Genomic DNA, 13241 nt, shown 5'->3' with positions numbered 1-13241 from the left:
AAACAGGGGATCCGGGAAGGACCGATCACCAGAATCGATCACCAGGACGCGGAGGCCCGGGGTATATCAGTCCATCCAGCGCCTCAGGCGGTTTCATTGCCCTGGCCGATGACCCGTTGGAGCGTCCGCGGACGAGGTCGGTTCGGCGGGTTGCAGCCAGCGGAGCCGCTGGGTCCGAACGCGATCAGGGGCCGTTCGACCACGGCTGCGACCATGAGTGCGATGACGAGATCGAGGGCAGCGTCGGCCGTGTCCGTCTGTTACGCATTGCCGCAGAGAAAGAGCAACCAAAAGCCGCGCTTGATCGGCGCGGCAGCGAACGCTAATCTGAATAATTGCTGCTTGCAATAAACATTCACAACTCGTTCCGCTGGAAGGATATCATACGCGTGAATCCACGTCAAGATATTCAGCTCGAGCAAGATCGTGTATCGCTGCTTTATTACCGTCTCGACACCGTACGTGAACGAACCGAGAAGGCATTGGCCGCCGAGCAGGGGCGCGGTGAGGCGGGCGGTACGCGGCAGGCGAGGGTGGAGCGTGAGGTCGCGGCGGGGGAGCATGTCCGGCGGCTGGCCCAGCTGAACGCGGTGGAGCGGGGGCTCTGCTTCGGTCGTATTGACCTCGGCCGGATGGACGAATCCGGCGAGACGCTCTACATCGGCAGGATTGGCCTGCGGAACGACGAGCACGAGACCGTTCTGGTCGACTGGCGTGCGCCGGCCGCTCGGCCGTTCTACGCCGCGACGCCGTCGGCTCCGGCGGGGCTCGTACGGCGCAGGCACCTGCGCACCCGGGGCCGGACCGTGATCGGCGTGGACGACGAGGTCTTCGACCTGACCGGGATGAGCGACGGCGACCGGAACGCCCTGGTCGGCGAGGCCGCCCTGCTGGCCGCCCTCCAGCGCGGCCGCACCGGCCGGATGGGCGATGTGGTGGCGACCATCCAGACCGAGCAGGACCGGGTGATCCGGTCGGGCCTGCACGGCACGCTCGTCGTCCAGGGCGGCCCCGGCACCGGCAAGACAGTCGCCGCGCTGCATCGCGCGGCCTACCTGCTCTACACCTACCGGGACACATTGGCACGCAGAGGCGTCCTCGTCGTCGGCCCGAACGCCATCTTTTCCCGCTATATCGAACAAGTCCTGCCCTCACTGGGCGAAACCGACGTCGTGCTCTCCAGTGTCGGCGAACTGTTCCCCGGCGTCGCCGCGACGCACGTGGACACCCCGGCCGTGGCCCTGATCAAAGGCGACCTCCGCATGGTCGAGGCGATGGCCGGCGCGGTCGCCGACCGGCAGCGCGTGCCCGACGGGGACCTGGAGATCGAACTCGACGCTCTCACGCTCGTGGTCCCGCACGCCGTCTGCGTCCAGGCCAGGAAGCGAGCCGCGCGCCACCTCCACAACGTCGGCCGCAAACTCTTCGCCCTCGACCTGCTGCGGGCGCTCGCCCGCGACGAGGCCCGCCAGCTCGACGCCCCGGACGACGAGGAAGACCTGGAGTACGCCCGCAAGGTGCTCTGGCAGGAGCCGGCGGTCCGCGCGGCCATCGACGCGTTGTGGCCGGCCCTCACGCCGTACCAGCTGGTGGCGGACCTGTTCGCGGACCGGGAGCGGCTGACGGCGGCCGGGTTGAGCGAGGCCCTGCTGCGGCCCGCCGGCGCGCCCTGGACGGTGGACGACGTGCCGCTGCTGGACGAGGCCGCGGAGCTGCTCGGCCAGGAGCCGCAGAGCCGGGCGCAGCGGCTGGCGGCCCAGCGGGCCCGCCAGGAAGAGGAGCTGTACGCCCGCGAGGTGCTGACCATCACCGGCCAGGAGGACATCGACGCCGCGGCGTTCGCCGACTGGCACAACGACCGGGGCCCGGACGGCACCACCGCGAGCCGGGCCGCCGCCGACCGCGGCTGGATCTACGGCCACGTCATCGTGGACGAGGCCCAGGAGCTGTCCGCGATGGCCTGGCGGATGGTGATGCGCCGGGTGCCGACCCGCTCGATGACCGTCGTCGGCGATCTCGGCCAGACCGGCTCCCCGGCGGGTGCCCGCAGCTGGAGCGAGATGCTCGACGGCTACGTCGAGTGGCGCGAGGAACGCCTGACGGTCAACTACCGCACCCCCAAGGAGATCATGGACGTGGCCGCCGACGTGCTCCGCGCGGTGGCCCCCGACCAGGAACCTCCCCGGTCGGTACGGCACGGCGAACCGCCCCACGCCATCCAGGCCACCCCGGGCACCCTCCCCGGCGTGCTCGCGGACCTGGTGGCCACCCCCGGCGACGGCCGGATCGCCGTGATCACGACTGACGCACGCTATGCCGAAGTCGCCGCGTTGTTGCCGGAAGCGGTTACGCTCGATCCGCTGGATTCTCCGGTGGCTCTGCTGACGGTGACGCGGTCCAAGGGGCTGGAGTTCGACGAGGTCGTCGTCGTGGCGCCAGAGGAGATGGCGGGTCGTGAGCTGTATGTCGCGATCACCAGGGCGACCCGGCGGCTGACGGTGGTTCACGAGGGGGAACTGCCGGCGATGCTGCGCGGGCTACTCGGAGAGTCTAATTAGGACTATCCTTGTAGGAAATACCGGGAGGCTGGATGCACGCGGGAGACCAGGGGCAGCGTGCCGAGTCACCCGTCGCGGTCGCGATGGGGGCCGGTCGCTGGATTCGCGCTGCCTCCGTGGACGACGCGCGCGGGCGGCGCTGGCGGGCCAACCCGGACCCGGACGGCGCCTCCGCGGCCCCCGGCCAGGAGGCCTCGCTCTACTCCGGCGCGGCCGGGATCGTGCTGTTCTTCCTGGAACTGGCTGCCGCGACCGGGGACGAAACGTACTTGCAGGACGCTCGATCGGGCGCCGACTACCTGGCCGCCACCTGGCAGGATGTCCGTGACCCTACGCTCTATCACGGTTTGATGGGCATCGCGTTCGCGCTCGCCGAAGCCGGGTGGGCGACCGGGGAGGAACGGTTCTCGGCCACCGCCAGGGAGGTGGCCGATCAGGTCGTGCGGAGCGTGCGCAAGTTCGACGAGGGCATCGGGTGGACCGGGGATCCGGCCCAGCGGGGAGATGGCGGGGTCATCCTCGGGCTGCTGTACGCGGCGGGGATTCTCGGGGTGTCGGAGTACGAGCAGGTGGCCGTCGAGGCGGGGGAGCGGATCGCGCACCTCGTCGTGCCCGGGCACCGGTTCGGGATCGAGACGCCCGACCTGCCGATGGACGCGGTCACGCCCGGGTTCCTGTCCGGCACCTCCGGCACCGGCTTCCTGCTGGCCCGTCTGTACGGGGTGACCCGCGACGAGCGGTTCCTGGCCGCGGCGAGGCGGGGGGCGGACTTCGTCCGTACCATCAGCGCGGTGAGCGAGAAGTGCGCGCTCGTGCCGCATCATGTGCCGCAGGCCAGAGCGTTGCACTATCTCGGCTTCTGTTCAGGTTCGGCCGGGGTGGCCAGGATGTTCTACGAGCTCTACCGGGTGACCGGCGATCCCGGCGATCTCGATTGGGTTGAGCGGCTGGCGCGCGGGATCGTCAACAGCGGGGCGCCGAGGCGGCGGACCGAAGGTTACTGGAACGTGGCATGCCAGTGTTGCGGCGCGGCCGGGCTGCTTGAGCTGTTCATCGGATTGTGGGCGGCGACCGGCGAGGTCGAGCACCTGGAGGTGGCGGGCACGATCGCCGACGACCTGATCGGGCGGGCTACGCGGAACGGTGGATACCGCTGGTATCAGGCATACCGGCGGCTCCGGCCCGGAGAGATCACCGCTGACACGGGCTACCTGGTCGGCGCGGCCGGGATCGGAGCGGCGCTGCTCCATCTGAGCGCGGCCCGCGAGGGCGGCTCCTGCCGCCGCGTCATCCTGCTCCCGGACAACCCGTTCCCGGCGATTCCGGTGCCGATCTCCCAGCTCTGAAATATAAGCGACCGGTCGGTCTTATTGTTTGCTAGGGTGTAGCCGTGATAGACGGACGGCTGGTGCGCGGGGAGCGGACCCGGCAGGCAGTGCTCGATCATGCGGTGGCGCTGGCTTCCGTGGAAGGTCTGGAGGGCATGTCCCTGGCGCGACTGGCCCAGGGTCTCGGTGTCAGCAAATCCGGACTTTTCAGTCATTGGCCAGATAAACAGGCTCTGCAACTCGCCGTGATCGAGCACGCCCGGCTGCAGTGGATCGAGGAGATCGTCCGTCCTGCTCTGCGCGAGCCGCGCGGGCTCCGGCGGCTCTGGGCGTTGCACGCCAACCGGATGGAGTTCTACGAGCGGCGCGCCCTCCCGGGCGGCTGCTTCTTCGCCAACGTCGAACCCGAAGTGAACGATCACCCCGGTCCCGTGCGGGACGCCATCGCCGCCGCCAAACGCGACTGGGTCACCCTGCTCACCACCCTGATCACCCAGTCCGCCGAGCTCGGCGAGCTGCGGCCCGGCACCGACGCCGACCAGCTCGCCTTCGAGATCCAGGCGCTCGGCGCGGCCGTGATCACCCACACCCTGGTGCACCACCAGGAGCCCAGCTTCCGCTTCGCCCGCCGCGCCGTGCTCGACCGGCTACGCGCCCTCGCCACCGACCCCAGCGTCCTCCCGGAGGCCACCCCATGACCACGGCAGTCGAACCTGGCCACATCGAGCAGGTGCAGATCCACTTCGACGACCTGGACGCGATGGGCGTCCTCCACAACGGCCGCTACGTATTACTGCTGGAACGAGCCCTGGCCGCCTACTGGTCCGAGCGCGGCTGGCCGTTCGACCCGGCGGTGCCGCATTTCGCCGACATCTTCTTCGTGGTCCGCGAGTTCACCATCACCTACCACCTCCCGATCACCACGGTCGGCCCGATCGACGTGCACTTCTGGCTGGACCACATCGGCACCACCAGCCTGGTGTACGGCTTCCGCGTCCTCTCCGCCGACCGAAGCGTGCTGCACGCGGAAGGCCGCCGGGTCCAGATCAAGATCGACCCAGCCACCCTGCGCCCCACCCCGATCGGCGACGACGTGCGCGAAGCCTGCACAGGCTTGCTCAAGTGATTGCGGGGCTCGGGAGGAGGGGCGTCCTCCCTCCTCCCGAGCACCGGTCTGTTACGAGGTGTAGGCCTCGAATTCCGACAGTTGAGCGGCCGGCCAGCCGGTGTTGCCGGTGAAGTGCAGGCGTAGGTAGCGGCAGCTGGCCTGGGGGAATGTGATCGTCGCCGTGTTGCCGGTGGCGGGGTTGAAGACCCGGCCGGATGAAGCGGAGACCACGGTGTAGGTGGTGTTGTTGGTGGAGCACTGCACCGAGAGGGTCTGGGTGCGGGTGGCCCAGGCGGCGGGCGGTGGCAGTTTCAGCACGACGCGGCTGATCGTGCGGTTCTGGCCGTAGTCGACCGTCAGGGTCTGCGGGAAGGCGTTGTTGGCGCTTTCCCAGTAGGTGCTGGCGTTGCCGTCGTTGGTGTTGGAGCCCGGGTAGACGTCGGTGAAGCTGCTCGCGGTCATCGGGCGGCCCAGGTTGAGGTTCCCCGCCGGAGGCGACGGTGACGGGCTCGGGCTGGGCGATGGGCTGGGCGATGGGCTTGGTGAAGGGCTTGGTGAGGGGCTGGCGGCTGTGCCGTACACCTCGAGGGCGGAGAGTTGGGCGGCGGGCCAGCCGGTGTTGGCGGTCACGTTGATGCGGACGTACCGGACATTGGCCGTGGGGAAGTTGATTGTCACGGTGTTGCCGGTGGCGGGGTTGAAGACCTGGCCGGCCGAGGCCGCCAGGGTGGTGAATGTGGAGCCGTTGGTGGAGCCCTGGACCGAGAGGGTCTGGGTTCTGGTGTTCCAGGCCGTCGCCGGGGGCAGCTTCAGGACCACCGACTGCACGTTCGCGTTCCCGCACAGATCGACGGTGATGTTCTGCGGGAAGGCGTTGTTGGCGCTCTCCCAGTAGCTGTCGGCGTTGCCGTCCACCGCGTTGGCCGGGGTGAAGCCCTGGTTCTGGCTGCTCGCGGTCGTGGTCTTGCCGCGCGCCAGGTCACCGGTGCCGACGTTGCACTGCGGCGGCGAAGGCGAGGGCGACGGAGACGGGGACGGGGAGTTCGGCGGGGGTGATTGGGTCGGGCCGCCGCCACCGGGGTAGATGTAGTTCGGCTCCGGCCAGACGCCGCCGCAGGTGGTGTTGTTCGGGATGTTCCACCCCGAGTTGCCACCCAGGTCCACCGGGCTGAACGAGGCGCCGACACAGTTGTGGATCGGCGTGCCCGCGCCGATGTAGGACGCGTCCACGTTCTGGAATGTCGTGCTGGCGGCGGATTGGGCCTGCATCACGTACGTGCCGACGCCGACGATGTTGACGTTCCGGAAGTTGACCGTGCTCGTGGAGCCCTCGATGAAGTGGATCGCGGCGTACGAGCTGTCCAGGATGTCGGAGTCGGTGACGTTGATGGTGGCGTTGACCGGCTCGTTCAGGCCGGAGAACCAGATCGCGCCGACACCGAAGCGCCAGTTGTAGTCGTTGTTCCCCGCTCGGATCAGGGTGTTGCGGGACACCGTGTGCGTGCCCGCGACCGCGGTGCCCTGGCCGGAGTTGACCCCTGGATAGCGGTTGGCGACATGGATGCCGCCGCCGTTGGTGACCGTGTCCGTGACCACGTTGTCGGTGATCTTTATGTCCCGGCCGCCGTACGTGACGATGTTGTTGGCCAGGATCGGCGAGACCACCGTGTTGAACGTGAAGGAGTTGTTCACGTTCGCCATCCGGTCCGGCCACATGGCCAGGCCGTCGTCGCCGCTGTTGCGGACGAAGGTGTTGGTCACCGTGGAGTTCGTCACCCCGGTGTGGAAGTTCACGCCGTCGGCGATCTGGTCCACGATCCTGCTGTTCCTGATGACGAAGTTGTCCATCGGGCCGTCCATCCAGGCCCCGACCTTGGTGTTCTCCATGAAGACGTTGTCGATGACCGAGTTGCTCATCGCCCCGCCGAAGGCGTTCACCTGGTCGTTGTCCTCGCGCTCCTGCATCTCGCCGTGGATCGCCAGGTCGCGCACGGTCACGTTCCGGCTGGGCCCGCCGGCCTCGTGCGGCCGTATCCCGCCCTGGTAACCGCCGCCCGCGACGTACTTGCCGTAGATGCCGACGGCGCGATTGCGCTGGGTGGGGTGGCGTCCGGTGAGCGTGGTGTGCCACGGACCCGCGCCGCGCAGGGTGACGCCGTCCACGACCACGTGGTCCCAGAGCGTCCAGGTTCCAGCGGGGACGTACACCTCGCGGCCCTGGGCCCGGCCCGCGTCGACGGCGGCCTGGAACGCGGCCGTGTTGTCGGTGCCGCCACTGTTGGGTACGGCGCCGAAGTCCACCACCGAGAGCGAGTTGGCGGGGCGGGCGATCGCGTCGGGGGCCACCTCGAAGTCGGCCACGTCGACGGTGACCGGGGTGCCGGAGGCGGTCTGCACCCGGATCTTCGTGCCGATCGGGTAGGTGCTGCCGAGCAGGGTGTGGGTCTCGTCGTAGAAGTGGTGCGGGTTGGTGTCGCCCGGGTTGTTGTTGAACGGGTAGCCGCCGTAGTACCAGCCGTACTTGCTGGTCAGCGAGAGGTCCTTCAGCTTGGTGCCGTTCACCCGGATGTCGGCGTTGATGGTCTGGCCGGTGCCGCCGTTGGCGTCGGGGATGCTGTAGCGCACGGTCATCGCGTTGGCGGGCTGGGTGAGGGTGAACTCGACGTACTCGCCGGCGGAGTCGAGGGTGACCGCGCGGCGTCCGGACGCCTCGGAGGGCAGCGTGCCGTAGATGCGGTTGGGGCCGATGACCGTGCCGTTGGTGACGGCGGCCTCGGCTTCGAACTCGATGAACGGGACGGTCGCGCCGCGTCCTGGCACGTCGAACGGGCCGATGGTGGAGGTGGCCGCGCTCGCGCTGGTGGACAGGAGCGGGACTGCGACCGCACCCCCGGCCACGGTCAGCGCCACGGAGGCCACGATGGCGGACATCTTGCGGGTCGTCCGGGCGCGTAACGCGCCGTCGGTGGGGGGATGGCCCGATGTCATCATCGGTGGACCCTTCCTCAGCAGAGCCGGGCTTGCCACGTGACCAGGGACGCTTCTGATGACGCGAACCGGCGGGGGGTGTTGACGCCACCGGTCCGGCCGCGATCGGAGGCATCGAGTTGTGCACACCATAGGATGGCCAACAGAAGTCCGCAATATTTCAACTTGATTTCGCAAAAGAACATGTCGAGTGCATTAGGTAACCGGTCCGACTTTGCCCGCGACCTGTCCCACCCACCCTTCACGCCCCTCCTTGCTCCTGGATTGCCCCTCTGTCAGCATGCTGAGCTGGGAAAACATGGCGACATGCCAGATGTTTCGGCAAGTTTGCGCCGCGAAACCGGCCGATCTCGCGTCGTGGGACCCCTCCCGCGCCCCGCCGGACCCCCCGCCTCCGCAAGTCCGTGAATTTCTGCGCAAATCAGCGAATATTCGGGACTACCTGGATGGTCTTCACCCCGCTCCGATCCCAGCGGTGCGGTGGAAAACGCTCTCATCGACAGAACCCGTCGATGGAACGCAAGCGGATTGCGTGAATCTGGCGTATGATTTGCGTTGTGACACGTCGACTTGCTGAAGTGGCGAAGAAAGTCGGGGTCAGCGAGGCCACCGTGAGCCGGGTTCTCAACGGCAAACCCGGGGTCTCCGACGCGACCCGGGCCGCGGTGCTGACCGCCCTGGACGTTCTCGGCTACGAGCGCCCGACCCAGCTGCGGGGCGAGCGCGCCCGCCTGGTCGGCCTGGTGCTGCCCGAGCTGGGCAACCCGATCTTTCCCGCGCTCGCCGAGATCGTCGGCGGCGCGCTCGCCCAGCGCGGCTTCACGCCGGTGCTGTGCACCCGGACCGCCGGCGGCCTGTCCGAGGCCGACTACGTGGAGATGCTGCTGGAGCAGCAGGTCTCCGGCGTCGTCTTCGCCGGCGGGCACTTCGCCGAGGCCGACGCCCCGCACGAGCACTACTTCCGGCTGCTCGCCCTGGGCCTGCCGGTGGTGCTGGTCAACGCGGCCAGCGACAACCTGGACTTCCCGCGCGTCTCCACCGACGACGCGGTCGCCGTCGAGCAGGCCTTCGCCCACCTGGTCTCGCTCGGCCACGAGCACATCGGCCTGGTGCTCGGCCCCGAGGACCACATCCCGTCCCGCCGCAAGCTGGCCGCGCTGCGGCTGGCCGCCGAGGCGGCCGGGATCGACAAGATCTCGGTCGAGCACGCGATGTTCTCCCTCGAAGGCGGCCAGGCGGTGACCAACCGGCTGATCCGCAACGGCGTCACCGGCATCATCTGCGCCAGCGACCCGCTCGCCCTTGGAGCGATCCGAGCGGTCCGGCGGCTCGGCATGTCGGTGCCCGAGGACATCTCGGTGGTCGGCTTCGACGACTCCAACTTCATGAACTGCACCAACCCGCCGCTGACCACCGTGCGCCAGCCGATCGAGGCCATCGGCCGGGCCGCGGTCACCCTGCTGGTCAACCAGATCGACGGCGCCGTGGTCACCGCCGAGGAACTGCTCTACGAGCCCGAGCTCGTGGTCCGCGGCTCGACCGCCCCGGCAAAGGTCAGAGCCCTCGTGTAACACCGGCCGAGGGCCGTGAGCCCCTCCCCGCCCTGAGCCCGCGTCGCTTTCCGCGACGCGGGCTCTTTCGCGTGACCTGGGCGTTCTCCGCCACGTCCACACACCTGTCACTTTTTTGCATCATGCATGACGGGCTCTTGCTAGGCATTGTCCGTCTCTGTATGTTTCTCGCAACTGCTAAACGAATCAATCTCGTAACCCCACCTACATCGAGCGGGACCTCGGGGGCTCGTTCACCGGCACCACCACCAGAACTGGTGTTCTCACGATGTCGTGGGCGACCACGGCAGGAGGGAAACATTCATGCAATCCCGAAAGATCGCGACAGTACTCGCCGCGGCCGGTCTCGTGCTGGCCGCCGCGGCGTGTGGCAGCGAGGAGCCGGCTGCGACCCCGACCGCCGCCGCCGGTTCGTCAGCCCCCGCCGCCAACGCTCCGGTGACGATCAGCGTGGGCTGCCAGCCGCCGAAGACGAACCCCAAGGAACGCGCGCAGTGGGACGCCGATGTCACGGCCTTCCAGGCGCAGTACCCGTACATCACGATCGAGAGCAAGGACGCGTTCCCCTGCATCGTTCCGGAGACCTTCCAGGCCAAGCTCGCCGGTGGCGAGATGGAGGACCTGTTCTACGTCTACTACACGGACGTACGGAAGATCATTCAGGCCGGCCAGGCCGCTGACATCAGCCCGTACCTGAGCGAGGCGCCTAAGGTCGGCGAGCTCCGCCAGGACGTGATGAGCATCTTCAAGGACGGCGAGAAGGTGTACGGCATCCCGCGCACCAACTACGGCACCGGCCTGGTCTACAACCGCAAGCTCTTCACCCAGGCCGGCCTCAACCCGGACGCCCCGCCCAAGACCTGGGCCGAAGTCCAGGACGCCGCCAAGAAGATCTCCGCCCTCGGCGCCGGCTACGTCGGCTACGGCGAGTACAGCGCGGGCAACACCGGCGGCTGGCACTTCACCTCCTCCATCTACGGCCGCGGCGGCGACGTGGTGAGCCCCGACGGCAAGACCGCGGCGTTCAACAGCCCGCAGGGCAAGGCCGTGCTGGAGAACCTCAAGACCATGCGCTGGACCGACAACAGCATGGGCACCAAGCAGCTGCACCGCTGGGAAGACCTGATGCGGATGATGGGCGGCGGCAAGCTCGGCATGATGATCGGCGCCCCGGACGTGGTGCAGGCCGTCAACAACGACTTCAAGGGCAAGTTCGAGGACTACGGCGTCACCGCGCTGCCCGAGTCCACCGCCTCCCTGAGCGGCGGCGACGGCTACATGTTCAACGCGAAGGCCACCCCCGAGCAGATCAAGGCCGGCCTGCTCTGGCTGGACTTCCGCTTCCTCACCCCCGGCCAGGGCCAGTTCAACTACGAGCGCTCGGCCAGGGACGGCATCCCGGTGGGCCTGCCCACCACCGACCTGTACGGCACCGCCGCCCCCGGCACGGAGATCAACGCCCAGCGCGAGCAGTTCGCCAACGTGCCGGTCGCCCACTTCGCCCCGTACGTCGAGGCCGCCAAGACGGTCCAGTTCAAGCTGGAGCCGCCGAAGGCCCAGGAGATCTACGCCATCCTCGACACCGCGATGTCGGCGGTCCTGACCCGCCAGGACGCCAACGTCGACGAGCTCCTCGCCGATGCCGAGTCGAAGGTCAACAAGCTGCTGGCAGCGGGCTGACCTGACATCCGGGGGCTGGCCGAGAGTGGCCGGCCCCCGACACTCACGTCGAGATCGGGAGCCATCCGATGAGCACAATGACCGTGAAGGGATCACGGCGACGATCCCCCGGGGCGACACGGCGCTCGGTGAGCCGCAACCTGACGGCCTACGGGTTTCTCAGCGGGGCACTGATCTGCTTCGCGTTCTTCTCCTGGTATCCGATGATCCGGGAGTTCATTCTCAGTTTCCAGAAGACGAACTTCATCGACCCGCCCGAGTGGGTGGGCTTCGAGAACTTCGAGACGGTGTTCGATGATTCGGCGTTCGCCTCCGCCTGGCTGAACACCGCCACGTTCACCCTGCTCGCGCTCGTCTTCGGTTATGTGGTGCCGTTCGTGTTCGCGCTCGTGCTGAACGAGCTGCGGCACGCCCGCGCCTACCTGCGCCTGGTCGTCTACCTGCCGGTGATGCTCCCGCCGGCCGTGGCCGTCCTGCTGTTCAAGTGGTTCTACGACCCGGGCGCCGGCCTGTTCAACCAGGCGCTGGACGTGTTCGGCCTGGGCCCGCTGGCCTGGCTGGACTCCACCGACACCGCGCTGCTCTCGCTGGTCATCGTCTCCACCTGGATGAACCTGGGCACCGGCACGCTGATCTACCTGGCCGCGCTGCAGAGCATCCCGAGCGAGCTCTACGAGGCGGCCGAACTGGACGGCGCCGGCCTGTTCAAGCGGGTCTGGCACGTGACGATCCCGCAGACGAAGCTCATCCTGCTGGTGATGCTGCTGCTCCAGATCGTGGCCACCATGCAGGTGTTCATCGAGCCGTTCCTGCTGACCGGAGGCGGTCCGGAGAACGGGACCGTCACCGTGGCGTACCTCATGTACCAGTACGCGTTCAGCTTCGGGAACTGGGGGGGCGGTGGCGCGCTCGGCCTCATGCTGATGCTGGTGCTCATCGTGTTCTCCGCCGTCTACCTGCGTGTTTCGCGGGACCGGACCTAGAGAGGAGGGGCGCATGTCGTACAGCACCGTGCAGGACCGGGCCGCGGCGCGGCCGGTCGCGCCCGCGCCGAGCCCCAGGCGGAGCCGCAAGCCGGGCCGCCGGCGGGAGGGGCCGCAGTTCCGCGGCCTGGTCTCGCCGCACACGCTGACCACCACCCGCGGCAAGATCGTCTACTGGGTGGTGATGAGCGTCGTGCTCGTCACCTTCACCGCGGCGTTCGTGTTCCCGCTCTACTGGATGTTCACCGGCGCGATGAAGTCGCCCGAGGAGCTGGCCCAGGTGCCGCCCACCTTCTTCCCCGAGACGCTCAACTGGGGGGTCTGGGCGGAGGCGTGGGATCTGCTCGATCTGGGGCTGTTCCTGAAGAACACCCTGCTCTACGCCGCCGGGGCGTGGTTGTTCACGCTAACCTTCGACGTGGCGGCGGCCTACGCGCTGTCCAAGCTGCGGCCGATCCTGGGCAACGTCGTGCTCGCGCTGATGTTGTCCACGCTGATGATCCCGCCGACGGTGATCCTGCTGCCGGCCTACCTGACGGTCAAGGATCTGCCGATCCTGGGATGGAACCTGCTGAACACCCCGTGGGCCATCTGGCTTCCGGCGGTGGCCAACGGATTCTTCATCTTCCTGCTCAAACGTTTCTTCGACTCGATCCCACGCGAACTGCTGGAGGCGGCCCAGATCGACGGGGCCTCGCCGCTGCGGATCCTGTGGTCGGTCGTCCTGCCGGTGTCCCGGCCGATCATCGGCGTGGTCTCCATCCTCGCCGTGGTCAATGTCTGGAAGGACTTCGTGTGGCCGCTCCTGGTGCTGCCGGATAGCGAGAAGATGTCAATCAGCGTTGGCATCTCCTCCCTTTCTGCACAGATGCCGCAAAATGTCCTGATTGCCGCGCTCTTCATCGCGAGCGTTCCGGCGATCGTGGTCTTTCTCATCTTCCAGCGCAGCATCATGGCCGGTCTCACGGCGGGCAGCCTCAAAGGCTGAACCACCCGACCGCAATCCCCAACCTCTAAAGGAGTTG

General features: G+C 68.0%; 9 protein-coding genes. 8 read left to right on the top strand and 1 reads right to left on the bottom strand.

Going from position 1 to position 13241, the window contains the following annotated elements:
• The first annotated feature begins 389 nt into the window (after positions 1 to 389).
• Genes Amac_RS38915 through Amac_RS38900 form a run of 4 tightly spaced genes read left to right on the top strand, consistent with a single transcriptional unit; the run spans position 390 to position 5012 of the window.
• Positions 390 to 2558: a HelD family protein gene (locus Amac_RS38915; protein ID WP_246268998.1), complete on the top strand. Its 2169-nt coding sequence runs from the start codon at positions 390 to 392 to the stop codon at positions 2556 to 2558.
• A gap of 32 nt (positions 2559 to 2590) precedes the next feature.
• Positions 2591 to 3904 carry a lanthionine synthetase LanC family protein gene (locus tag Amac_RS38910; RefSeq protein ID WP_155359429.1) on the top strand — a complete coding sequence of 438 codons (1314 nt, stop codon included), beginning with the start codon at positions 2591 to 2593 and terminating at the stop codon, positions 3902 to 3904.
• A gap of 44 nt (positions 3905 to 3948) precedes the next feature.
• The gene (locus Amac_RS38905; RefSeq protein WP_155359428.1) at positions 3949 to 4584 is read left to right on the top strand and encodes a TetR/AcrR family transcriptional regulator; all 636 of its coding nucleotides are present in this window, start codon (positions 3949 to 3951) and stop codon (positions 4582 to 4584) included.
• Positions 4581 to 5012, top strand: coding sequence for an acyl-CoA thioesterase (locus Amac_RS38900; protein WP_155359427.1), 432 nt, complete (start codon positions 4581 to 4583; stop codon positions 5010 to 5012). Before Amac_RS38905 ends, Amac_RS38900 begins: the two co-directional genes overlap by 4 nt.
• Positions 5013 to 5063: 51 nt before the next feature.
• Here the strand turns inward: Amac_RS38900 and Amac_RS38895 are convergent, their stop codons facing one another.
• Positions 5064 to 7985, bottom strand: a complete 2922-nt coding sequence (locus Amac_RS38895; protein WP_218041556.1) for a discoidin domain-containing protein — start codon at positions 7983 to 7985, stop codon at positions 5064 to 5066.
• A 554-nt stretch (positions 7986 to 8539) separates the two neighbouring features.
• Between Amac_RS38895 and Amac_RS38890 the strand changes: the two genes are divergently transcribed.
• The 4 genes from Amac_RS38890 to Amac_RS38875 all read left to right on the top strand — a co-directional run bounded on the left by Amac_RS38890 (position 8540) and on the right by Amac_RS38875 (position 13204).
• On the top strand, positions 8540 to 9553 hold the full coding sequence (locus Amac_RS38890; protein WP_155359426.1) for a LacI family DNA-binding transcriptional regulator: 1014 nt from the start codon (positions 8540 to 8542) through the stop codon (positions 9551 to 9553).
• 303 nt (positions 9554 to 9856) lie between these two features.
• Positions 9857 to 11233, top strand: coding sequence for an ABC transporter substrate-binding protein (locus Amac_RS38885; protein ID WP_155359425.1), 1377 nt, complete (start codon positions 9857 to 9859; stop codon positions 11231 to 11233).
• Between the two features lie 68 nt (positions 11234 to 11301).
• Positions 11302 to 12216, top strand: coding sequence for a carbohydrate ABC transporter permease (locus tag Amac_RS38880; RefSeq protein ID WP_155359424.1), 915 nt, complete (start codon positions 11302 to 11304; stop codon positions 12214 to 12216).
• A 13-nt stretch (positions 12217 to 12229) separates the two neighbouring features.
• Positions 12230 to 13204: a carbohydrate ABC transporter permease gene (locus Amac_RS38875; RefSeq protein WP_155359423.1), complete on the top strand. Its 975-nt coding sequence runs from the start codon at positions 12230 to 12232 to the stop codon at positions 13202 to 13204.
• The last annotated feature ends 37 nt before the right edge of the window (positions 13205 to 13241 follow it).

The organism is Acrocarpospora macrocephala, from assembly GCF_009687865.1.
GTDB classification, from domain to species: Bacteria; Actinomycetota; Actinomycetes; order Streptosporangiales; family Streptosporangiaceae; genus Acrocarpospora; species Acrocarpospora macrocephala.
Note: the sequence above shows the minus strand (reverse complement) of the source record. Positions and strands in the feature narration are given on the sequence as shown.